22 protein-coding genes are annotated in these 22,296 nt (G+C 41.0%); 18 read left to right on the plus strand and 4 right to left on the minus strand.

Translation table 11 applies throughout. The features are described 5' to 3' along the window. A partial coding sequence (locus tag K4Z77_RS00020) for a MiiA motif-containing surface protein (RefSeq protein ID WP_224218083.1) occupies nt 1–1,776 on the plus strand: 1,776 nt, incomplete at its 5' end. A gap of 113 nt (nt 1,777–1,889) precedes the next feature. Here the strand turns inward: K4Z77_RS00020 and K4Z77_RS00025 are convergent. The 4 genes from K4Z77_RS00025 to K4Z77_RS00040 all read right to left on the minus strand — a co-directional run bounded on the left by K4Z77_RS00025 (nt 1,890) and on the right by K4Z77_RS00040 (nt 7,431). Continuing rightward, nucleotides 1,890–3,986: a GH92 family glycosyl hydrolase gene (locus K4Z77_RS00025; RefSeq protein WP_224218084.1), complete on the minus strand. Its 2,097-nt coding sequence runs from the start codon at nt 3,984–3,986 to the stop codon at nt 1,890–1,892. A 191-nt stretch (nt 3,987–4,177) separates the two neighbouring features. Further along, nucleotides 4,178–5,344, minus strand: coding sequence for a site-specific integrase (locus K4Z77_RS00030; RefSeq protein ID WP_224218085.1), 1,167 nt, complete (start codon nt 5,342–5,344; stop codon nt 4,178–4,180). Nucleotides 5,345–5,550: 206 nt separating this feature from the next. Next, the gene (locus tag K4Z77_RS00035) at nt 5,551–6,555 is read right to left on the minus strand and encodes a virulence RhuM family protein (protein ID WP_224218086.1); all 1,005 of its coding nucleotides are present in this window, start codon (nt 6,553–6,555) and stop codon (nt 5,551–5,553) included. A 144-nt stretch (nt 6,556–6,699) separates the two neighbouring features. Further along, on the minus strand, nt 6,700–7,431 hold the full coding sequence (locus K4Z77_RS00040) for a helix-turn-helix domain-containing protein (RefSeq protein ID WP_007284901.1): 732 nt from the start codon (nt 7,429–7,431) through the stop codon (nt 6,700–6,702). Nucleotides 7,432–7,591: 160 nt separating this feature from the next. Here K4Z77_RS00040 and K4Z77_RS00045 point away from each other — a divergent pair, with 160 nt between their 5' ends. The 17 genes from K4Z77_RS00045 to K4Z77_RS00125 all read left to right on the plus strand — a co-directional run bounded on the left by K4Z77_RS00045 (nt 7,592) and on the right by K4Z77_RS00125 (nt 22,106). Further along, a complete protein-coding gene (locus tag K4Z77_RS00045) occupies nt 7,592–7,789 on the plus strand; it encodes a helix-turn-helix domain-containing protein (RefSeq protein WP_084889433.1) in 198 nt (65 codons plus the stop codon). Nucleotides 7,790–7,799: 10 nt separating this feature from the next. Then, on the plus strand, nt 7,800–8,429 hold the full coding sequence (locus K4Z77_RS00050) for a Rha family transcriptional regulator (RefSeq protein ID WP_224218087.1): 630 nt from the start codon (nt 7,800–7,802) through the stop codon (nt 8,427–8,429). 358 nt (nt 8,430–8,787) lie between these two features. Next, nucleotides 8,788–9,081, plus strand: coding sequence for a hypothetical protein (locus tag K4Z77_RS00055; RefSeq protein ID WP_224218088.1), 294 nt, complete (start codon nt 8,788–8,790; stop codon nt 9,079–9,081). Nucleotides 9,082–9,179: 98 nt separating this feature from the next. Beyond that, entirely contained in the window at nt 9,180–9,395 is a 216-nt protein-coding gene (locus tag K4Z77_RS00060) for a hypothetical protein (protein ID WP_224218089.1), read from the plus strand. Further along, the gene (locus K4Z77_RS00065; RefSeq protein WP_224218090.1) at nt 9,392–9,685 is read left to right on the plus strand and encodes a hypothetical protein; all 294 of its coding nucleotides are present in this window, start codon (nt 9,392–9,394) and stop codon (nt 9,683–9,685) included. The genes K4Z77_RS00060 and K4Z77_RS00065 overlap by 4 nt, the downstream gene beginning before the upstream one ends. After that, a complete protein-coding gene (locus K4Z77_RS00070) occupies nt 9,666–10,007 on the plus strand; it encodes a DNA-binding protein (RefSeq protein WP_224218091.1) in 342 nt (113 codons plus the stop codon). Before K4Z77_RS00065 ends, K4Z77_RS00070 begins: the two co-directional genes overlap by 20 nt. Further along, nucleotides 10,000–10,281, plus strand: coding sequence for a hypothetical protein (locus K4Z77_RS00075; RefSeq protein WP_000492138.1), 282 nt, complete (start codon nt 10,000–10,002; stop codon nt 10,279–10,281). Before K4Z77_RS00070 ends, K4Z77_RS00075 begins: the two co-directional genes overlap by 8 nt. Further along, a complete protein-coding gene (locus tag K4Z77_RS00080) occupies nt 10,268–11,077 on the plus strand; it encodes a DnaD domain protein (RefSeq protein WP_224218092.1) in 810 nt (269 codons plus the stop codon). Before K4Z77_RS00075 ends, K4Z77_RS00080 begins: the two co-directional genes overlap by 14 nt. A 15-nt stretch (nt 11,078–11,092) precedes the next feature. Next, nucleotides 11,093–11,917 (plus strand): ATP-binding protein, encoded by an 825-nt coding sequence (locus K4Z77_RS00085; RefSeq protein ID WP_224218093.1) that lies wholly within the window; start codon nt 11,093–11,095, stop codon nt 11,915–11,917. 21 nt (nt 11,918–11,938) lie between these two features. Then, entirely contained in the window at nt 11,939–12,397 is a 459-nt protein-coding gene (locus K4Z77_RS00090) for a hypothetical protein (protein ID WP_224218094.1), read from the plus strand. A gap of 81 nt (nt 12,398–12,478) precedes the next feature. Continuing rightward, nucleotides 12,479–12,982 (plus strand): hypothetical protein, encoded by a 504-nt coding sequence (locus tag K4Z77_RS00095; protein ID WP_224218095.1) that lies wholly within the window; start codon nt 12,479–12,481, stop codon nt 12,980–12,982. Between the two features lie 1,225 nt (nt 12,983–14,207). Next, the gene (locus K4Z77_RS00100) at nt 14,208–14,600 is read left to right on the plus strand and encodes an ArpU family phage packaging/lysis transcriptional regulator (RefSeq protein ID WP_224218096.1); all 393 of its coding nucleotides are present in this window, start codon (nt 14,208–14,210) and stop codon (nt 14,598–14,600) included. 53 nt (nt 14,601–14,653) lie between these two features. Then, nucleotides 14,654–14,806, plus strand: coding sequence for a hypothetical protein (locus K4Z77_RS00105; protein ID WP_224218097.1), 153 nt, complete (start codon nt 14,654–14,656; stop codon nt 14,804–14,806). A 469-nt stretch (nt 14,807–15,275) separates the two neighbouring features. Next, nucleotides 15,276–16,556, plus strand: a complete 1,281-nt coding sequence (locus K4Z77_RS00110) for a glycoside hydrolase family 125 protein (RefSeq protein ID WP_224218098.1) — start codon at nt 15,276–15,278, stop codon at nt 16,554–16,556. A gap of 77 nt (nt 16,557–16,633) precedes the next feature. Continuing rightward, nucleotides 16,634–19,279: an alpha-mannosidase gene (locus tag K4Z77_RS00115; RefSeq protein WP_224218099.1), complete on the plus strand. Its 2,646-nt coding sequence runs from the start codon at nt 16,634–16,636 to the stop codon at nt 19,277–19,279. A gap of 83 nt (nt 19,280–19,362) precedes the next feature. Then, nucleotides 19,363–20,232, plus strand: coding sequence for an ROK family protein (locus K4Z77_RS00120; protein WP_224218100.1), 870 nt, complete (start codon nt 19,363–19,365; stop codon nt 20,230–20,232). After that, nucleotides 20,226–22,106 carry a beta-N-acetylhexosaminidase gene (locus K4Z77_RS00125; RefSeq protein ID WP_224218101.1) on the plus strand — a complete coding sequence of 627 codons (1,881 nt, stop codon included), beginning with the start codon at nt 20,226–20,228 and terminating at the stop codon, nt 22,104–22,106. The genes K4Z77_RS00120 and K4Z77_RS00125 overlap by 7 nt, the downstream gene beginning before the upstream one ends. Nucleotides 22,107–22,296 lie beyond the last annotated feature (190 nt).

A 22,296-nucleotide genomic window follows, 5' to 3' on the forward strand; every position in this document is an offset into this window, starting at 1 on the left:
TCAGGATCTAAAGTTGTAGTAGACGATAAAGGAAATGCAACAGTCACAACCCCAGAAGGTGATGTAGTAGTAATTCCATCAACAGACTTAACTAAATCACCAGAAGACGCAGCTAAAGCAAATGCAGGAAATGCAGTAAACACACCAGCAGCTAAGGTAGAAGTTAAAGATCCAGCCAAATTAACAGATGAAGAAAAAGCAAAAGTTAAGGAAGCAATTGAGGCAGTAAACCCAGGATCTAAAGTTGTAGTAGACGATAAAGGAAACGCAACAGTCACAACCTCAGAAGGTAAGACAGCAACCATTCCAGCAGCAGACGTAACTAAGTCAGCAGCAGATGCAGGTAAAGCAAATGCAGTAAACACACCAGCAGCTAAGGTAGAAGTTAAAGATCCAGCTAACTTAACAGACGCTGAGAAGAAAGCAATCGAAGACAAAGTTAAAGCTGTAAATCCAGGATCTAAAGTTGTAGTAGACGATAAAGGAAACGTAACAGTTACAACTCCAGAAGGTAAAACAGCAACCATTCCAGCAGCAGATGTAACTAAGTCAGCAGCAGACGCAGGTAAAGCAAATGCAGGAAATGGAGCAAACACACCAGCAACTAAGACAGTAGTAAAAGATCCAGCTAAGTTAACAGATGAAGAAAAAGCAAAAGTTAAGAAAGCAGTAGAGGATGTAAACCCAGGATCAACTGTAGTAGTAAATGATAAAGGTGATGTAATCGTTACTAAAGGTGATGGAACAGTATTAGTAATCCCAGAACTTGACTTAGTAATTCCAGAAGATAAATTAACTGATCCAACTCAACAAAATGGTGTGAACACACCAGCAACTAGAGTGTTAGTTGGAGATAAAGCTAAATTAACAGCTGATGAAATTGAAAAAGTTAAAGAATCAATTAAAGCAGTCAACCCAGGATCAACTGTAGTAGTAGACGATAAAGGAAACGCAACAGTTACAACCCCAGAAGGTAAGACAGCAACCATTCCAGCAGCTCAATTAGTTAAAGATGCTAAAGATGTTGCAGCTAAGAACAATGGTGAAAACATCAACGTTGACTTCGAAAAAGAAACAGTAGCAGACTTCAATAACTTAACAGATGCAGAAAAAGAAGCTGCAAAAGCTAAGATTAAAGGAGCAAATGCTGATGTAGTAGAAGTTGTCTTCGACAAAGCAGGAAATGCAACTGTAATTACTAAAGATGGTAAAGTTTACACAATCGCAGCTAAAGATATCTTCAAACAACGTCCATATGTACCATCAAATGGTGGCGGCAATAACAGTGGTAACGGTAACGGAGCTTCTGGCAATAACGGAGCTACTAACACTGATGCAAAAGTGGATAAAGCGAAGTTAGAAGGTGCTATTCGTCAATTAGATGAATTAATCATTAAAGAATCAGCTAAGCTTGATGCAGAAACTGCAAAAGAAGCGAATGCATTATCAGCAGATGCTAAGAAAGTATTTGCCAATGCAGACGCAAGTCAAGCAGAAGTGGATGCAATGGTTAAACGTATCGAAGGCTTTATGGCGAAAGTTGCTTCATCAACTGATCATGCAACTCCAGCTAACGACCAAGCTGCTCAAACACCAGCTGTAGATACAGCTACTACTCAAGCAGCATCAGCACAAGCAAATGCGCGTAAAGGAGCTAAAGAATTACCAAATACAGGTACAGCAGATTCTACTGTAGCTATGGTAGCAGCTGCCGCAAGTGCATTACTTGGTCTTGGTCTTGCAGGCCGTCGTCGTAAAGAAGACGAAGAAGCTTAATTGGTAGATTGTTTGATAAACATCAGATGATAAATCCGATTTTCAAAGCTTAAACAAGTACCTCTCACAAGAAAATCTCCTAGCAGGAAAGCCTGCTAGGAGATTTTTGCATTTCAGGAAGTGGACGGCTGACTTGGTAACCAGCTAAGGGTGAAGGTTAGCTGTTCAGCTTTTAAGAGATCTTGATGTTGAATGCTAGTTATAGAGGTATTATCTAGTCGACATTCTTTTACAAAGTTAAAATGGCTATGGTTTTGTTTAGTATGGATATCCAACCATTTATCTTCTTTAGCCAGATAAACTCGAAGGTGATCAAAGAGAGGGATTCCGAGGTCATAGCTTGGTTTTCCTGGACAGGTCGGATAAAATCCGAGAGCTGACCAGATGTACCAGGTCGAGAGACTGCCGTTATCCTCATCGCCAGGATAAGCTTCCCAACTTGGGTGAAAGGCTTTCTGACGGAGAGTCTTGATGAGAAGGGCAGTATAGTCAGGGTAGTTGCTGTAGCGGAAGAGATAAGGAATGTGGAAACTAGGTTGGTTAGAAATGGCGAGTTGCCCAAAAGGCGCAGTAGCCATTTCGCTCATTTCGTGAATTTCGTAACCATAGCCTGTTGTCTCAAAGAGGGGAGCATCTTGACAGGTCTTCAAAAGGTAGTTGCTGAAGGCTTCTTTTCCACCCATAAGCTGGATCAAGCCTGGTATGTCATGGAGGACACCTAAAGTAGCTTGGATGGCAGAGCATTCGGCATAGTCGCGTCCCCAACTATAAGGAGAGAAATCAGGACGGAAGTTGCCTTGACCATCACGCGCTCGCATGTAACCTGTCTCAGCATCAAATAGATAGCGGTAATTTTGTGATGCGGCCTTGTAGGTTTCAGCGATTTCTATTTTCCCTAGTTTTTCAGCACAGCTAGCGATACAAAAGTCGCTATAGGCATAGTCTAGGGTGTGGCTGACGCTTTCGTGGTGCTCAGTAGAGAGGTAGCCTAGTTCTTGGTATTGGGCTAGTCCGTGACGACCATTGATGCCGAGAGGGTCGGCCTTGCTGGCTGTTTCAAGCATGGCTTGGAGGAGTTCTTCTTCTAGGTCGGGGGCCATGTCCTTGCAGGCGCTATCTGCGATAATACCGTCTAAAAGTGTACCTGGCATCATACCCCGTTCATCTGGAGCCAGCCATTTTGGAAGAAATCCAGTATCGCGGTAGCTATTGAGGAAACCTTCTAAAAAGCGACGATAGTGTTCTGGTATGATAAGGGCAAAGAGGGGGAAGGTGGTGCGGAAGGTATCCCAGAAACCATTGTTGCTGAAGAGGACACCGGGCTTGACAGTACCAGTCGCCAGATCCATGTGGATGGCTTGCCCTGATTCATTAACCTCATAAAAAGTCTGTGGGAAGAGGAAGAGTCTGTAAAGGCAGTGGTCAAAGAAGGTTCGGTCAGCCTCTCCTGTCTCGATAACGTCAAAACGATGGAGGAGATTTTCCCAATCCGCTTGGGCACTTGATTTACAGTTATCAAAATCTTCTTTAGGTAGATTAAGCAGAGCCTGAGAGTGAGAGATGAAAGAAGTCGCTAGCTGAATTTTGGCATGACTATCTTCTAGGTCAATTCGCCAGTCTTCGCCTTCTTGGCTGATAGCAAGAATATCCGTATTCATTTGCAGGGCAGTGAACATCGTTAGTGGATTTTTGTTGGTTTCAGTTTTACCTTCTTGTCGCAGGGCAAGAGTTCGCTTATCTACTTGCTCCACGGTCAGTTCATCTGCTGCGTGAAGATAGAGGGAGAGTGCTTTGCCTTGCTTTTGCTCCAAACGAATAGAAGCACCATAGCAAGTCGGTGTGAGCTGGATTTCAATCTGATAGCGCAGGGAGAAAATCTTCAGATAATGAGGTTGGAAAGAGGCCTTATCCATATCATAGGAAGACTGACGATGGAAGAGGCTGTCTCCACCTAGTTGACCTGTGACAGGTGTCAGAAGGATCCAAGAGTAGTCCCCAATCCAAGGACTGGGCTGGTGGGTTAATCGAATCCCCTGAAATATAGGCAGATGCGGATCGAAAAACCAAGCTCCCTCCTGGTCACTGGTCTGGGGTACAAAGTAATTCATCCCAAAAGGTACGCCTGTATACGGCAGGGTATTTCCCCGAGAAAAGGCATGCTTGCTGGCAGTTCCAAAGCGGGTATCAATGGTTTCAAGTAGTGGTTTCATAGTCTTTCCTTTAGCTGTTTTCCTACATTATATCAGAAAAAGATAGCCTTTAGAAAAGGAGTTTCAAAGATAACTATTTTGTAGAAAAATGAACCTTTTTCAAAATAAATCTAACAAAAACCCTGTTGCTATTGGCTTTTTGCTTTGTCTTGAATTGTTAATTTTTGAATTTGCTCCCCTTTTTGCTCCCCCTATAGTGCTTTTAGTGCAGTTTCGTAGAATGAGACTGCTTTTTTTGCGTTCTCTTTTGAGAGGTGGCTATATGTATCCATGGTCATTGATAAAGTTGAATGACCTAGGCGGTGCTGGAGTTCCTTGTAAGGTATTCCTGAGTTAAGCAGTAAACTAGCGTGAGTATGACGGAAACCATGAAAACCTATATTCGGAACATCAGCGCGTTTAAAATGTGTTAGTAATCTTTTTTTAAGTTTTACAATGCTAGTATATTCATGAATGAAGTCAGAAAATACTACACTTTCACGTTGTCCTATCTTCCAAGCCTCTTTAGTTTGGCGTAGTTTGTACTGCTTCAGCATGCTAACAGTCTCTTGATCTATATCTATATCCCGATAACTAGACTTTGACTTTGGGCTGTTAATTTCTAAATACCGATTTAGTGTTTTGGTAATATGCACAACGGCATTATCTAAGTCAATATCAGACCAGGAAAGGGCTAAAGCTTCATTGATACGGCAACCAGTGGCCAGTAGGAACTTATAGAGTGTTAGGTCATAGTAATAACGATATTTACAACTATCTAAATTATCAAGATAAACAAGAAACTTTTTTAACTCTCGATTATCAAAGTGCTTTAGCTTTTGTCGCTTTGCTTTCTGAGTGTTACGAGGTAAAACCACATCACGCGCAGGATTGGACGGTATAGCTTGCATGGTTACGCCATACTGTAAGATACGTTTGTTTAAAGCGTGTATCATATCATAGTGTAGAAAAGCGCCCTCTTCCCCTCTATTAGCCTTATCAGCAAGTTTATTGATAATTGACTGAATAAGTGGAGTAGTGAGCTTATCGAGCTTATACTCCCCAAAAGTAGGCAATATGTGATTATCTATTAGCGTTCTAACGTTTCCTTGAGTGTTTGGCTTAACTGTATTCTTATAGCTTTCCCACCAGAGACTGGTTAATTCTTGATAGTTTTTTATGGTGCTAGCCTTTTGTCTGGTAGATCCTGCTTTTTGAAAAGCAATTTTTTCTTGAGTGGCCTTTTGCTTTACCTCTTTATGTGTCCGACCTGTTACCTTAGTTTTAACTTTCTTTCCTGTTACCTGGTCAACTCCTAGATATACATTAGCACGATAGACTTTACTACCGTCTTTTTTTATAACTTCAGTTATTTTCATGATGATAAACCTTTCTAAAATACATCAGCAGGCAAGCTATTATTAAAAAGGTTTTAGATTGTGGTTTATATCATGCTAGGGCTTCACAGATTGCCCTGTATTCGATTTTAAATAGTCAGACGGTAAATAATACCAGAGTTGGAAACAAGGCGGATATGGGGCTAATATGGGCTTGTTTATAGTAAACAGGCCTATATTTAAAGTTTTTAATCGTCAGTTAGCTGTTTTAAAGTTTTTTCAAAGTCCGAGTTTATCTTTTGAGTTTTGTTGAAGAGCTGGTACTCTGCTTTTGCTTTATCTTTCGCAACCTTGGAAGTGATTTTCCCATGACCTTCTAAAATATCGTATTCTTGGAAAGTCAAAAAGCGGTCAATACTTTGGGCTAGTTGTTGCATTGTCTGAGCTTTTCGCTGTTCTATCTGTCTTTCCAGGTAATCAAAATAGCTAGATATTCCTCTTTCAAGGGAACGGATTTCTGTTTCTGAAAGGTAATTCTTTGCTATTTGGGTATCTGCTTGCAGTATGCGACCGTTAGGGGAGTTTTTCCATGTTGTAAGCCCCATGTTGTCTTTTGTATGGTCTGCTTTCGTGTAGATAATTTCCGCAGCAGTTTGGCCAGTGATTGCATAATGAAACTTATTCTGTACATCAGCATAGAATTGCTTAGTCAACGTACTTTGTGGATCATAGTCAATAGAGATTTCTGCAAAAATATCTGTAATCTGCAACCATATACGACGCTCACTAGCTCGGATAGAACGCACGCGCTCCAAGAGCTCACGGAAATAGTCTTTTTCCAGCAAGTTTTCGCCTTGTTTCAGACGGTTGTCATCCATGGCGAACCCTTTTATCATGTACTCACGAAGTACTGAAGTAGCCCACTGTCTAAATCTCGTAGCTTTTTGGGAATTGACACGGTAACCAACTGAAATGATGGCGTCAAGGTTGTAGTAGCTGACATCCTTAGTTTGGGTTTTATCAGCAATTGCACCGTGTTTTGTGGTTATTTCCATTTTGGAAACAACCACCTTTTCTTCTAATTCGCCCTCTTCAAAGATATTTTTTAGGTGTTTACTAATTGCAGGAACACCGACATCGAAAAGTCTAGCCATTTCTTTCTGACTAGCCCAGATAGTTTCGCCTTTGATGATGACACTAGCTGTCTCGCTATCGTTATCAGCGGTATAGATTAAGAATTGTAATTCGTTCATGAGATCCTTTCTAAAATATTGAAAGTGGTTGACATTTGTTGACATCAACAAAATTAGTAGATATGGGGCTTATGTTGGGTTGAAGCACGAGCGAACTCCGAGAAAGCACGCGCTTCAGGATTGTTGAACATTGTGGCGCGTGGGTTAGTCTTTCTTTTCAATATCAATCATTATTTGAATATCTTCATCATTCACTTTGTAATCCTGAGTACCTTCACCAATCCACCAATTTAATGATTTTAAAAATCCATATTCTTCTTTACTAACTTTTCCATATTGATTTTCGAACCAATCGAAATAATTGGATTGAATTTTTGAAATTATTTCACGCTTAATTATTTTAAATAATTCGCCCTTATCATATGGTGCAATGTATTTTTTTAGAAAGCCTATACTATCATCATCAATATCTATGCTAACAGTAAATGAATTATAATCCAAATCATAAAAGTAAGCTGAAATATACCAGATACTAAAATTATCTCCCATTGGGGTATTCATAAAATTAACTTCTAACCCAAAATCACAACTAACTTCAATATCTATATTATCTGCTTGATGCTGATAAAAATCCAAACTCTCTATTTGAGAACTGTTAGGCTTTTCATCTAATTCAAATGATTTTAGAGAAACTTTTATATCTTTATTATCGTATATACTTTCTACTTCGTAATCATAGGGTAAAAAGTCAAAAAAATCCTTTGGTTCTATTTTTAGCGCCAAACAAATTTTATTTAATGTTATGTAATCTATTTTTGTACTGCTGTTATTAACAATTTTAGACAAGGCTGCTGGAGTTATTCCAGTTTTAACTGATAGCCATGCAGCTGTTTTTTCTTTTGTCTTCAAGATATTTGCTAAATTATTTTTTATCACAACCATCCCTCCTTAGATACATTTTACAATTATCTTCTGAAATACACAATAAAAAATTATCGCAAAGAATAATTTTTTTGTTGACAATTTATTTTTTATTGGTTATTATTATTCTATGCGATAATTATTGCATAGAATAATAACGAGAGGGGTTGACGATATGAACAATAATTTTCGTGTCATATTAGCAAAACAACGTAAAAAAGTTAGTGACGTTCACAAGGCAACAGGCATATCAAAAAGCGCACTCATATCACTATACTATGAACGCACAAAGCGCCCAGATATTGAAACCTTGCAAAAGGTAGCCGAGTATCTAGGCGTTACCATTGACGAACTACTTACCGTTGAAGATTAGGAGGGACACCATGAACATTGTTTACATGGACGGCAAGAAAGAGCCGTATACCACTAGCGAAATCATCGCTGAATGTGCTGAAGTTACCCATCACACAGTACAAGAACTTTTAAGAAAGCATAAAGCTGATTTTGAAAGCTACGGAATTATCGCATTTGAAATGCGTAAATTAGACGGGCGAGGGAGACCAATGAAAATCTATCGCTTGAATGAGCAACAAGCAACCTTGCTGATCACTTATCTAAAGAATACTGCACCAGTGCGTAAATTCAAAATGAACCTAGTCAAAGCATTCTTTGAAATGCGTGAGGAACTTTCTAAGTTTCGTATGCAGAGAGCGCTAGAAAAGCCAAAAAGGAAAACCTTGCATGACAGCATTGAGACATGGGAAGCAAAACCCAAGCACGCGCATAGCACCATGAACAACTTGCTACTGAAAGCAGTAACTGACATGAACGCTAAGCAGTTAAGGAAAGAACGTGGGGGCTATAATGGCATCGATAGCTTGACCAGTGACGAGCTGGAGCAATATCAAGCCTTTGAGGATATGGTAATAGCCATGATTGGCTTGAATATGAGTTATCAGGAAATCAAAGCAATGGCATTCAGAAATAAAAAAACACGCCAAAGAAGCGCGTGATTGCAACAAAAAAGGCTTAGCAATAACCACACCGCAAAGCCTTTAACACTAACACTAAAACGAATTTAACAAAAAGCAGGCAAGCTATTATCAAAGAGGTTTTAGTAAAGATTTATACCTAGATTATAGCATATCTAGGGCAATTTGACCATACGGAGAGCGCTAACTCTTTAAACTGGTACTTTCTCACGCTTTCAATTTGGCGAGTCTGAGCGTGAGGATATCCTGTATAAGAAACAACTCAAAAATCCCCACGCTCTCGGTCGGCAAACTTCTGAGCGTGAGGCTGTAGGCAAGAAAAAAAGTATTAAAAAGCCATCGTGGCAAGTATAAAAAGATAGAAAAAGAGGTAAAAAACATGACAACAAAAAAAGCAACATCAAGCCAACAAGTTCTATTATCGGCTAAGAAACTAGCAGAATTAGGGAACGAATTAACCGACATCATGAATGTTTTAGAAATGAATAACCTAGCTCTTGAAGGGCTTGAGTTTGCACTACAGAAAGATACAACCATGTTCTTATGGCTTGCTAAAAAATACACTGATACAGCATACGCCCAGAATGAAAAGCTATACGATCGTCTAAATGAAATAGCCTTTTTGCTTTTGAACAATGACAACGCTAAAGAGCTGGAGGCATACCATGACTAAAGATATTAAAGAAATGGCACAAGCCGAAGACGACTTGCTGAATATAGAACAACCTAAACAAGCGGAATTTATCAAGAACTATAAGGCGAGGGTATAAGATGAATGAACTAGATTTAAGCAACACACAGGCGTTTTTTGTTAGCGTGGTACTGGTTGGACTGCTGCTTTATTTAAACCACCTAGACCGCAAAAAAAGCGCCCAATTTGAGCGAGAAAACCAACAGACGATAGAAACACCTAGCGAGGATTTAAACCCTGATTATGGGCGATATATCCAGCTTGCAGGGGGAAGAGTTTACGGAGGGATGAAATGAGTTACACAGTGAAGATATACCTTGATAGTGAAAAAATACCAGATGAACCTTATTTTACAAAAGATATTTTTCTAGCTACGTGTATGGACAATGCAACAAAGTTAGCTGTAACTATGGGCTTGTTGACAAAACAAACGTTGGATTTAGAGACTAAGACAGCTATTTTGAAAACCCTTGATACCATCATAGAAACTCAAAAAGATATTTTGCGAGGGGTAGCGAGCGGACAAATAACCTTTTTGAATAAAAGCAAAGGAGAGGAGGCACTGAATGAGTCTATCAGAGAATGACAAACGAGTATTAAGACTAATCAAGGTAGGGGCTGAGCACTCCATAACAGGGGCAGAAATCAGCCTGATCACTAAGCTGGCAGAAAGAACCGTGCAAGATATTATCAGCCGTCTAATCACGCGCCATAGCGTTCCTATTGTTGGGGTTCGCCATGGGACATTTAGAGGATATTTTATCCCAGCTAACAAAGAGGAGTTACTGGACGGAGCAAAAGCATTCTATAACCAAGTACAGGAAGAACAGAAACGCCTAACTGTCCTTTTAAATGCTGATTTAGAGAGCTACAAAGAAACCTTGAAGGAGGTGGGCGGATATGTTTAGCCTAAGCCGAGAAAGTGAGCAAGACCTAGCGCATGGCATTCTGGAGGTAGTGGAAAGATACCTGGAAGCGCGTGATACAGTCAAACCACGACTGACAGGTTTAATATCAGCCCAGGAAGTCATGGACGAGTTAGATATAAAATATATGACACTCCAAAAGTGGGAAAAAGCAGGGTTAAGGAGATACCAGCCACCGCTTGAAGATACTAGGAAAATCTATTACAAAGTTACGGACATCTGGAAGTTTATGGGGGTGGAGAATGGCAAAAACTAAAATATATTTTTGGCTAAAAATTGATAAGAAATTTTTTGATAATATTTTTATCAAGAGACTAAAAACGGTACCTGGTGGGTACACTATGACGGTGATTTATATTAGGCTCATGCTAGAGAGCTTAGAAAGTGACTGTATTTTATACTATGAGGGTTACTTTGACAATCTTAAGGAAGAGTTAGCCCTAAAATTAGACGTATCGGAAGATGATATAGATATGACCATGGCATACTTTACTAAATGTGGTCTAATACAAGTTGATGAAGATAAAAACGCAGAACTACCGCAGGCAAAAGCCTTGGTACAGCAGGAAACCAACCAAGCAGCATACATGCGAGAATATCGGAAACAGCAACGAGAACAAAAGGAAAATCTTACAATGTCATCTGACAATCTTACATTGTTAACTACATGTAAGACAGAGATAGAGATAGAGATAGAGAAAGAGATAGAGATAGAGTTAGAAGAAGAGATAGAGAAAAAAACTTCTTCTGCTCCTACTGCTGAAATCTCTAACTATTACCAAAAGCGTATAGGGGTTATGGATGGGCAACAATATCAAATACTGACTGACTATCTCACTCTTGACGGTATGGAGCTAGAGGTTATCAAGATTGCTATAGACAAGGCTGCAGATAACGGCAAGCGATCTTTTAGCTATATCAATTCAATACTCAAGAACTGGAGACAGAATGGTATTAGAACCATGGTACAAGTCGAAGATGAACAGAGACTGTTTCAGCAAAAGAAACAAGGTCAGTCTGACGATGATATTCAAGATCCGTTTATCTACTGACGGAGAGGAGAAACAATGGAATTACTGAATACAGACCAGCTCAATGAAAAAATAAAGGTCACTGATGAGCTTTGCCCAACCCATCAGATTAACCTAGTACAATTCAAAAAGCCAGATGGTTATACATCACCCTACTGCATGGAATGTACTAGGGAGAACATCAAACAGACGGAGCTAGAGGGCATAGAAAAAGCCCTAGGCCATGATCTGGACTCTTCAACCTATGATGTGCTAGCGCGTGAAAGTACGGTGTCAAATGAGCTGAGAGAGGCCTCTTTTAGCACTTTCAAAGCCGAGACAAAAGAGGAACACGAGGCCAAGGAGTTTGCTATCAAACAAGCTAAGGAGTACCTAAACGGTATGACAGGGAACACGCTAATTATGGGCAATCCAGGTACTGGCAAAAGTCATTTATGCTATTCTATGGCCAAAGCCATTAACGAGGGTTATAAGTCTAGGAATGAGCCTAAGAGTGTGCTTTTTGTCAGTATTACTGAGATTATCACGCGCATTCAGTCAGGTTGGCAATATAGACAGAGTGATTTTACAGAGTATGACGCCTTGAAGTTGCTGACCGAGGTTGACTATCTCTTTATTGATGATTTAGGAACAGAAAGCGTTATGAACAGCCAAAAAAATGAAGCTAATAATTGGGTACAGGCCTTTCTTTTCAAGATTTTTGATAAGCGAGACACAACTATCATCAACACCAATCACAACGGAAAAGAGCTGGCCAGAATTTATAATGATAAGCTAGTCAGTCGCATTGGGAAACGATCAGAGGGGCACGTATTTATTATTACAGACATTAAAGATAAGAGGATGAAGCGCAATTTTTAGCCGGAGAAAGAGAGGAACCCCATGACAGAACAAACATACTTTGAACAGGCAGATCAGGAACTGGAGGAACTCAATCGCAAACGTGATGATTTTATGGCGGATGCAACACCAGTATGTCTTGAAGATACGCCTAAACTGATTGAACTAGGTGAGAAACTCCGGACGGAAGACACCAGCATAAATGCTTATGAGTTATACAGACACCCTGAAGCGCGTGCAAAGTTATTCGCCCAAATCGCGGAAGCCTGCTTCTTGCTGATTACAGATAGTTCACCAGTACCAGTGCAGCCAACACAAGCACAGCGGATACATTTTTGCGAGTATTTGGAAGGACAGTTCCAGAATATCATTAAGAAGTTGATTGCAGGAACTGACAAGCAAGTTCTGGAGTCTTTACTTGAAGCTTTGCAACTGCCCGAAGAAAAACAAGCTCAGTTTGTCTGTGATGTGGTAGTAAGTGGCTTGCTCAGTGAAGAATAGTAGCAAAGGGGCTTTGCCTCTTTTTGTGATTTCATTACTACTAACCCAATCGATTTGGGTTTTTCCATATAGGGGGAAATAATGAAGCAGTTAGCAATAGAAACAATCACTAAACCAATGAAGCTGAGAGGAATAACTAAGGGTATAGCCGAGTTGGACGGTCAACGTTTAGAGATTGATTTGGATAGTTTAATGATTGATTTTGGTGGAGAGTCATTTGAATTAGACAGAATAGCAGGAACTAAGGGAGGTAATCGATATTTCTTTCTTTGCCCTGATTGTGGGAGACGGTGCAGGTTGCTTTATAAACGATATTTATATTTTAGTTGCGGTACTTGTCTAGATATCCACAAGAGCACCCTGAACCGTAGTAAAACGGATTGCCAATACTACTGGGAGCTTGCACTAAAAGAAGCCAGAAAGGTAGAACCAGGGTGGAGTCCTAGACGTGGTGGATATATGTTTGATGGTTTCCCCGAAAGACCCACGTATATGAAACGTGACAGGTATCATAAGCACTATAAGAAGTTTTTGAAGTATATTGAAAAAGGGGATAGATTTTGGCTGAATGGTTCGAGATTGTGAGACAATATGAAGTAGTGTGCAATTTACAAAACGAACAAATACTACATATTAGACGGTTTGAATGTTAAAAAAGCTAGATATATCAAGGATTTAAGTAAGTAGAGCGTTCCAAAAAAGGATGCGGTAAGCGTTCCAAAAAAAGGGTGAGGTTGCATATAAAAAGTACAAGGTTAGTACAAGGTCACATACTTCAAAATAGCAAGGTTTTAGCAAGGTACAGGGCTTTTTTTCTAGTGATAGAACCCTAAGATTACCCTAAGGTATAGCTACTTTTTTAGAACCATAGAACGGTAAGGTTTTGGTGAGGTAAGAGCAAAAAATGTAAAGGTTTTGTCAAGGTTGCGTATTTAAAAGCCCCAAGGTTACCACAAGGTAGAGAGGTTTACCGAGGGTTAGAAAAGGTGAGGTTTTGGTTAGGTAGTAGCAGTAAATATGCCTGACAAATGGCAGGGTTATGTGTGTTGAACTCCGAGCGAACGCCGAGAAAGTGGCTATATTCCCCTATCATTTATCAAGCAGATAAGAGCAATAATAACCCTCCTTAACTCCCTGAGAAACGACAAGCAGATAAGCGGAGTTTTTACCCCTCTTATTTCGGATTTACTCCTTGCAGAATGACAAGCAGATAAGGACGACAATAAGCCTTCTTAATTGCTTACAAAACGATAGGAAGTTAAGATGAATTTAAAAGCCCCTTATTTTCGTTTTTCTCCTTGTCAAACGGTAAGGAAATAAGACAGGAAATAACATCGCTTATTTTGATTCTACTCCCTGAAAAACTGTAAGGAGATAAGGAGACTTATTAGCTTCCTTAATTTGGATTTTCTCCTTACAAAATGACAGGGAAATAAGAACTAAAATAACTCCCCTTATTTTCCTACCAAATGATAAGGAGATAAGAGCAGTTTAAAAGTCTGTTATTTTGGATTTGTTGCTTATAAAACGATAAGCAGATAAGCAAAGAAATAACTTGCCTTAATTGCTTGCAGAATGACAAGGAAAGAAGAGAAATAAAAACATCCCTTAATTGCTTATCAAACCATAAGGAGATACGGGGGCTATCTCCCTCCCCACGCGCTTCTATGAGCTTCACACCGTCATTGTACATTTTTTCTCACGGGAAGTCATTTGAAGCTAGAGCGAACATAGAGAAAACGAAAAAAAAGCCAAGGCGCCCCACCTCAGCTATAATCTCAATAATATTATATCATGAAGGAGCGAACTAATGGAGCTGGATAAGTTTAAAACGATGATGAACGTAAGAGAGCGGATGACTTACTTTCTGAGATTCCAGAGGATGGCAGGGAGTGAAAACCAAGTTACGATAGATGAAGAGGCTTGGGAACTTGTCTTACCTGATCAGTGGAATTTGAGCGGTGAGCATGAAAAAGCAATCCGTGAGGGGTTGGAAATATTCGCCAACGATATCAATAAGATAGAGAACGACCGAGCCAGAAAATACTTTATTATCCATTATTGCTATATGAGAAAGAAAACAATGAGCGAATGCGTAGAAATGGCAGGTACTAGCTCCACTAGTTATCACCGATACAAACAGATAGCCGTCTTAAACTTTGCGAGAATCCACCAGAACGGAGAGCTAGAAGTGTATAGGTAGGCGTTTGTGGTGTTTTGTTGAGAAATGTTGAGATTTAAGTGAGGGGGAATGACATGATTGAAGATTTTTTGATTGATCTGGAGAATATCCAATTAGAGGATATAGACATAGATTTAAACATGGATATAGACATAGATTTTGAAATAGATGTTGACTTTGATGGGTTAGATTTAACCTTACTACAAGAGTTAGAAGCATATAAGTAGGCAAATGTAGGCTGAGGCTTCATATTCGCCCCCTATTTTGCTTTGTTTCGTACTGGACAAAAAACACCACGGACAAACTACAAGCCCTTAGAAACGAATCTAGGGACTTTTGTGAGGTCACAATCTTATAAACCACGCGCTTCATGGTATAATATACCTATCAGCAACCAGCAATAAAAAAAGCACGTTTGACCGTGCTAGTTTCTTGCCTGCTGAACTCGTTAAATCTTAGCCCTTTTGTGGGGCTTTTTTGCTCCCCTTTTTGCGTACTTTGGGGGAGCAAGTAGTAAAAAGTAATGTTAGTATTTTTTGTTAAAAAGCGCGTGATATAAGGGTCAGGAAGCCCTAAGGAAACCTAAAATAATAATTCTTTTATTATGTAGAAAAATGACTATCATTTGTGTATGTATTTTCTGTCTCAAAAGCTATATACTGAAAATGAAACTTGTTTGAAAGAGGATACTGCACGATGATTTATTCAAAAGAAATTGTTAGAGAATGGCTGGATGAAGTAGCAGAGCAGGCTAAGGACCATCCAGAGTGGGTGGATGTCTTTGAACATTGCTATACAGATACCTTGGACAATACGGTTGAAATCCTAGAAGATGGTTCGACTTTTGTCTTGACTGGGGATATTCCTGCTATGTGGCTTCGAGATTCGACAGCCCAACTCAGACCTTACCTGCATGTGGCTAAAAGGGATGCCCTCTTGCGTCAGACCATCTCAGGTTTGGTCAAACGTCAGATGACCTTGGTACTCAAGGATCCTTATGCCAATTCCTTCAACATCGAGGAAAACTGGAAGGGGCACCACGAGACTGACCATACAGACCTTAATGGATGGATTTGGGAACGCAAGTACGAAGTGGACTCTCTTTGCTATACTTTGCAGTTGGCTTATCTCCTTTGGAAAGAGACTGGCGAGACTAGTCAGTTTGATGAAACTTTTGTTGCAGCGACTAAGAAGATTCTCCATCTTTGGACGGTAGAACAGGACCACAAGAACTCTCCTTATCGTTTTGTTCGTGATACCGATCGTAAGGAAGACACTTTGGTAAATGATGGCTTTGGACCTGATTTTGCAGTGACAGGTATGACTTGGTCAGCTTTTCGTCCGAGCGATGACTGCTGTCAGTATAGTTACTTGATTCCGTCCAATATGTTTGCAGTAGTAGTCTTGGGTTACGTGCAAGAAATCTTTGCAAAATTAGACCTAGCTGATAGCGAGAGTATTATTGCTGATGCTAAGCGTCTCCAGTCTGAAATCCAAGAAGGAATCGAAAACTACGCTTACACCACCAATAGTAAGGGTGAAAAGATTTACGCCTTTGAAGTGGATGGCTTGGGAAATGCTAGCATCATGGATGATCCAAACGTACCAAGTTTACTGGCTGCGCCTTATCTGGGCTATTGCGACATTGAAGACGAAGTGTATCAAGCAACTCGTCGTACCATTCTGAGCCCTGAAAATCCATATTTCTACCAAGGAGAATACGCTAGCGGTCTCGGAAGTTCTCATACCTTCTATCGCTATATTTGGCCCATTGCTCTGTCTATCCAAGGATTGACAGCTACAGATAAAGCTGAGAAAAAATTCTTGCTAGATCAGCTGGTTGCTTGCGATGGTGGTACAGGTGTCATGCACGAAAGCTTCCACGTAGATGATCCGACCCTCTACTCTCGTGAATGGTTCTCTTGGGCCAACATGATGTTCTGTGAGTTGGTCTTGGATTACTTGGATATCCGATAATGAGTTTTAGCTCGATAGACTCTTGTTAAGGATCACAAATATATTTTTAAATTTAAGTTAGAATGAGGTTTTACTTCATGGAAAATGTTGTTGTACATATTATTTCTCATAGTCACTGGGACCGTGAGTGGTACTTGCCTTTTGAAAGCCACCGTATGCAGTTGGTGGAATTGTTTGACAATCTCTTTGATCTTTTTGAAAATGACCCTGAGTTTAAGAGTTTCCATTTAGATGGACAAACCATTGTCCTTGATGACTACTTGGAAATTCGCCCTGAAAATCGCGACAAAATTCAGCGTTATATCGACGAAGGAAAACTCAAGATTGGTCCTTTTTACATCTTGCAGGATGACTACTTGATTTCAAGTGAAGCTAACGTCCGCAATACCTTGATTGGCCAAGCAGAAGCTGCAAAATGGGGCAAATCAACCCAGATTGGTTACTTCCCAGATACCTTTGGAAATATGGGGCAAGCGCCTCAAATCCTTCAAAAATCAGGTATTCACGTGGCGGCCTTTGGTCGTGGTGTGAAGCCGATTGGATTTGATAACCAAGTCCTCGAAGATGAGCAGTTTACATCCCAGTTTTCAGAAATGTACTGGCAGGGTGCGGATGGTAGTCGTGTTTTAGGTATTCTCTTTGCCAACTGGTACAGTAACGGGAATGAAATTCCAGTTGATAAAGATGAGGCCTTGACCTTCTGGAAACAAAAATTGTCAGATGTGCGTGCCTACGCTTCGACCAACCAATGGTTGATGATGAACGGATGTGATCACCAGCCTGTACAGAAAAATCTGAGCGAAGCCATTCGTGTGGCAAATGAACTCTTCCCAGATGTAACCTTTGTTCATAGTTCTTTTGATGAATATGTTCAAGCTGTGGAAGGTGCGCTTCCAGAGCAGTTATCAACGGTTACAGGTGAGTTGACCAGTCAGGAAACAGATGGCTGGTACACACTTGCCAACACTTCTTCATCCCGTATTTACCTAAAACAAGCCTTCCAAGAAAATAGCAACCTCCTAGAGCAAGTTGTAGAACCCTTGACAATTATCACTGAGGGCCACAACCACAAGGATCAGTTGATCTATGCTTGGAAAACACTTTTGCAGAATGCGCCACATGATAGTATCTGTGGCTGTAGCGTGGACGAAGTTCATCGTGAGATGGAAACGCGTTTTGCTAAGGTAAACCAAGTCGGAAACTTTGTTAAGGGCAATCTTCTTAACGAGTGGAAGGGCAAAATTGCAACTCACGAAGCTCAGAGCGACTATCTCTTTACGGTTATTAACACAGGCCTGCATGATAAGGTTGATACTGTCAGCACAGTGATTGATGTGGCGACTTGTGATTTCAAGGAATTGCACCCAACAGAAGGCTACAAGAAGATGGCTGCTTTGACCTTGCCAAGCTACCGTGTAGAGGACTTGGATGGTCGTCCTGTAGAGGCTAAAATCGAAGACCTTGGAGCTAATTTTGAGTATGATTTACCAAAAGACAAGTTCCGCCAAGCTCGTATCGCTCGCCAAGTGCGCGTGACTATCCCTGTTCATCTAGCACCGCTTTCTTGGACAACTTTCCAATTGCTGGAAGGAGAACAAGAACACCGTGAGGGCATTTACCAAAACGGAGTGATTGATACGCCATTTGTAACGGTGAGTGTGGATGATAACATCACAGTTTATGATAAGACAACTCACGAAGCCTATGAAGATTTTATCCGTTTTGAGAATCGTGGGGACATCGGAAACGAGTACATCTATTTCCAACCAAAAGGAACAGAGCCTATCTTCGCAGAGCTGAAAGGCTACGAGGTCTTGGAAAACACAGCTCGCTATGCTAAAATTTTGCTCAAACATGAATTGACTGTGCCTGTCAGTGCGGATGAAAAACTAGAAGAAGAGCAAAAAGGCATCATCGAGTTTATGAAGCGTGAGGCTGGACGTTCAGAAGAATTGACAAGCATTCCTCTGGAAACTGAGATGATTGTCTTCGTTGATAATCCACAAATCCGTTGCAAGACTCGCTTTACTAACACTGCCAAAGATCACCGTATCCGTCTTTTGGTTAAGACTCACAACACGCGTCCAAGCAATGATTCAGAAAGCATCTATGAGGTGGTGACACGACCAAACAAACCAGCTGCTTCATGGGAAAATCCTGAAAATCCTCAACACCAACAAGCCTTTGTCAGTCTGTATGACGATGAAAAAGGTGTGACTGTATCCAACAAGGGATTGAATGAATACGAAATCCTTGGAGACGACACCATTGCAGTGACTATTTTGCGTGCATCAGGTGAGCTGGGAGACTGGGGTTACTTCCCAACACCAGAAGCACAGTGTTTGCGTGAGTTTGAAGTCGAGTTTGCACTTGAATGCCACCAAGCCCAAGAACGCTTCTCAGCCTATCGTCGTGCTAAAGCCTTGCAGACACCGTTTACCAGCCTTCAGCTTGCTAAACAAGAAGGAAGCGTTGCTGCGACTGGTAGCCTCTTGAGTCATGCGGCACTCAGCTTACCACAAATCTGTCCGACAGCCTTTAAGGTAGCTGAAAATGAAGAAGGCTATGTCCTCCGTTACTACAATATGAGTCAAGAAAATGTGCGCATATCAGAATACCAACAAACCATTCTTGACTTACTTGAGCGACCATATCCAGTTCATTCAGGACTATTGGCTCCACAAGAAATTCGTACAGAATTGATTAAAAAAGAAGAAATTTAATTTCAAAAAATAAACATAAAAAGAAAGGAGGGGCGAAAAAGTAAGAACTAACTGCTGATTCGCCCCTTTTTATGGTAAAAACAATGACCATTGCAACGATTGATATCGGAGGGACTGGGATTAAGTTTGCTAGTCTGACTCCTGATGGGAAAATACTAGATAAGACAAGTATCCCAACGCCAGAAAACTTGGAAGATTTAATAGCTTGGCTAGACCAGCGCTTGTCAGAGCAGGATTACAGTGGGATTGCTATGAGCGTTCCAGGCGCGGTCAATCAAGAGACAGGTGTGATTGATGGCTTTAGTGCGGTGCCCTACATCCATGGCTTTTCTTGGTATGAGGCACTGGCCCATCATCAGCTACCTATCCATTTAGAAAATGATGCCAACTGCGTTGGACTCAGTGAATTACTAGCTCATCCAGAACTTGAAAATGCAGCTTGTGTCGTGATTGGGACAGGGATTGGCGGAGCTATGATTATCAATGGTAGACTTCATCGAGGTCGCCACGGTCTGGGTGGGGAATTTGGCTACATGACAACTCTTGCCCCTGCTGAAAAGCTCAACAACTGGTCGCAACTAGCGTCAACTGGAAATATGGTGCGCTACGTGATTGAAAAATCTGGTCAGACTGACTGGGACGGTCGCAAGATTTACCAAGGGGCTGCAGCTGGGAATGCCCTTTGTCAAGAAGCCATTGAGCGCATGAACCGTAATCTGGCGCAAGGCTTGCTCAATATTCAGTATCTGATTGATCCAGATATCATCAGTCTGGGAGGCTCTATCAGTCAGAACCCAGAATTTATCAAAGGAGTTCAAAAAGCAGTAGATGCTTTTGTGGAAAGATATGAAGAATATACAATTGCGCCCGTCATTCAAGCCTGTACCTATCATGCAGATGCCAATCTTTACGGTGCACTTGTCAACTGGCTACAGGAGGAAAACCAATGGTAAGATTTACAGGAATTAGTGACAAACAAGCGCAAGCTATTGAAGTATTAAAAAATCACATTTCTCTGCCAGATGTGGAAGTTGCAGTCGCTCAGTCTGACCAAGCTTCTATCTCTATCAAGGGTGAGGGTGGTCATTATCAATTGACCTACCGTAAACCTCATCAACTCTATCGCTCCTTGTCCTTGTTGGCAGCAGCTCTAGTAGAAGGTAACAAAGTAGAGATTGAGGAACAAGCAGCTTATGAAGATTTGGCTTATATGGCAGACTGTTCGCGAAATGCGGTGCTGAATGTCGCTTCTGCCAAGCAGATGATTGAGGTCTTGGCTCTTATGGGCTACTCAACCTTTGAGCTCTACATGGAAGACACTTATCAGATTGAAGGGCAGCCTTACTTTGGCTATTTCCGTGGAGCCTACTCAGCTGAGGAATTGCAGGAAATCGAAACCTATGCCCAGCAGTTTGATATGATCTTTGTGCCTTGTATCCAGACCTTGGCCCACTTGTCTGCCTTCGTCAAATGGGGTGTCAAAGAAGTGCAGGAACTCCGTGATGTAGAGGATATTCTTCTCATTGGAGAAGAAAAGGTTTATAACCTGATTGATGGCATGTTTGCAACTTTGTCTAAATTGAAGACTCGCAAGGTCAATATTGGGATGGACGAAGCCCACTTGGTTGGTTTGGGACGCTATCTTATCTTAAACGGTGTTGTGGATCGTAGTCTTCTCATGTGCCAACACTTGGAGCGCGTGCTGGATATTGCAGACAAATATGGATTCAACTGCCAGATGTGGAGCGATATGTTCTTTAAACTTATGTCAGCAGATGGCCAGTACGACCGTGATGTGGAAATTCCAGAAGAAACTCGTGTCTACCTAGACCGCCTTAAAGACCGAGTGACTTTGGTTTACTGGGACTATTATCAGGATAGCGAGGAAAAATACAATCGTAACTTCCGAAACCATCACAAGATTAGCCAAGATATCGCCTTTGCAGGCGGGGCTTGGAAGTGGATTGGTTTCACACCCAACAACCATTTTAGCCGTCTTATCGCTCTTGAAGCCAATAAAGCCTGTCGTGCCAATGAAATCAAAGAAGTCATCGTGACGGGTTGGGGAGACAATGGTGGTGAAACTGCCCAGTTCTCTATCTTACCAAGTTTGCAAATCTGGGCAGAACTCAGCTATCGCAATGACCTAGACCGACTGTCTGCTCATTTCCAGACCAATACAGGTCTATCGGTTGAAGATTTTATGCAGATTGATCTAGCCAATCTCTTGCCAGACCTACCAAGCAATCTCAGTGGCATCAATCCCAACCGCTATGTCTTTTATCAGGATGTTCTCTGTCCGATCCTTGACCGACACATGACTCCTGAACAGGATAAACCGCACTTCGCTCAGGCAACCGAGATTCTTGCTAAAATCAAAGAAAAAGCGGGAAACTATGCTTATCTCTTTGAAACTCAGGCCCAGTTGAATGCTATTTTAAGTAGCAAAGTTGATGTGGGAAGACGCATTCGTCAGGTTTACCAAACGGATGATAAGGACAATCTGCAAGAAATCGCAAGACAAGAATTACCAGAACTCAGAAGCCAAATTGAAGACTTCCATGCCCTCTTTAGTCACCAATGGCTGAAAGAAAATAAGGTCTTTGGCTTGGATACAGTTGATATCCGTATGGGTGGGCTCTTGCAACGAATCAAGCGAGCAGAAAGTCGCATCGAGGCTTATCTGGCAGGTCAGCTGGACCGTATTGATGAGCTAGAAGTGGAAATCTTACCATTTACAGACTTCTACGAAGACAAGGACTTCGCTGCTACAACAGCCAACCAGTGGCATACTATTGCGACAGCTTCGACGATTTATACAACTTAAAAACAAGAACAGTGTCCCTTGTTCAGAGTGTTTCTCGTGAAACATCCCTTTCTTAAAAAGTACTCCACATAAAATAATTTGTGGAGTTTTTTCTATAATTAGTAGTTTAACCTAACCTTCAAATAGGAGTATACTAATAATGTAATCGTTATCAAAAGTCTAAAAAGGAATTTTTAGATAGGTATCAAAA

Source organism: Streptococcus mitis subsp. hohhotensis, from assembly GCF_020089495.2.
Classification (GTDB): Bacteria; Bacillota; Bacilli; order Lactobacillales; family Streptococcaceae; genus Streptococcus; species Streptococcus hohhotensis.

Bases quoted from the DNA above. Each gene is read 5' to 3' on its own strand.
- K4Z77_RS00025 (WP_224218084.1), bottom strand. From the start codon at position 3,986: ATGAAACCACTACTTGAAACCATTGATACCCGCTTTGGAACTGCCAGC.
- K4Z77_RS00030 (WP_224218085.1), bottom strand. From the start codon at position 5,344: ATGAAAATAACTGAAGTTATAAAAAAAGACGGTAGTAAAGTCTATCGT.
- K4Z77_RS00035 (WP_224218086.1), bottom strand. From the start codon at position 6,555: ATGAACGAATTACAATTCTTAATCTATACCGCTGATAACGATAGCGAG.
- K4Z77_RS00045 (WP_084889433.1), top strand. From the start codon at position 7,592: ATGAACAATAATTTTCGTGTCATATTAGCAAAACAACGTAAAAAAGTT.
- K4Z77_RS00050 (WP_224218087.1), top strand. From the start codon at position 7,800: ATGAACATTGTTTACATGGACGGCAAGAAAGAGCCGTATACCACTAGC.
- K4Z77_RS00055 (WP_224218088.1), top strand. From the start codon at position 8,788: ATGACAACAAAAAAAGCAACATCAAGCCAACAAGTTCTATTATCGGCT.
- K4Z77_RS00060 (WP_224218089.1), top strand. From the start codon at position 9,180: ATGAATGAACTAGATTTAAGCAACACACAGGCGTTTTTTGTTAGCGTG.
- K4Z77_RS00065 (WP_224218090.1), top strand. From the start codon at position 9,392: ATGAGTTACACAGTGAAGATATACCTTGATAGTGAAAAAATACCAGAT.
- K4Z77_RS00070 (WP_224218091.1), top strand. From the start codon at position 9,666: ATGAGTCTATCAGAGAATGACAAACGAGTATTAAGACTAATCAAGGTA.
- K4Z77_RS00075 (WP_000492138.1), top strand. From the start codon at position 10,000: ATGTTTAGCCTAAGCCGAGAAAGTGAGCAAGACCTAGCGCATGGCATT.
- K4Z77_RS00080 (WP_224218092.1), top strand. From the start codon at position 10,268: ATGGCAAAAACTAAAATATATTTTTGGCTAAAAATTGATAAGAAATTT.
- K4Z77_RS00085 (WP_224218093.1), top strand. From the start codon at position 11,093: ATGGAATTACTGAATACAGACCAGCTCAATGAAAAAATAAAGGTCACT.
- K4Z77_RS00090 (WP_224218094.1), top strand. From the start codon at position 11,939: ATGACAGAACAAACATACTTTGAACAGGCAGATCAGGAACTGGAGGAA.
- K4Z77_RS00095 (WP_224218095.1), top strand. From the start codon at position 12,479: ATGAAGCAGTTAGCAATAGAAACAATCACTAAACCAATGAAGCTGAGA.
- K4Z77_RS00100 (WP_224218096.1), top strand. From the start codon at position 14,208: ATGGAGCTGGATAAGTTTAAAACGATGATGAACGTAAGAGAGCGGATG.
- K4Z77_RS00105 (WP_224218097.1), top strand. From the start codon at position 14,654: ATGATTGAAGATTTTTTGATTGATCTGGAGAATATCCAATTAGAGGAT.
- K4Z77_RS00110 (WP_224218098.1), top strand. From the start codon at position 15,276: ATGATTTATTCAAAAGAAATTGTTAGAGAATGGCTGGATGAAGTAGCA.
- K4Z77_RS00115 (WP_224218099.1), top strand. From the start codon at position 16,634: ATGGAAAATGTTGTTGTACATATTATTTCTCATAGTCACTGGGACCGT.
- K4Z77_RS00120 (WP_224218100.1), top strand. From the start codon at position 19,363: ATGACCATTGCAACGATTGATATCGGAGGGACTGGGATTAAGTTTGCT.
- K4Z77_RS00125 (WP_224218101.1), top strand. From the start codon at position 20,226: ATGGTAAGATTTACAGGAATTAGTGACAAACAAGCGCAAGCTATTGAA.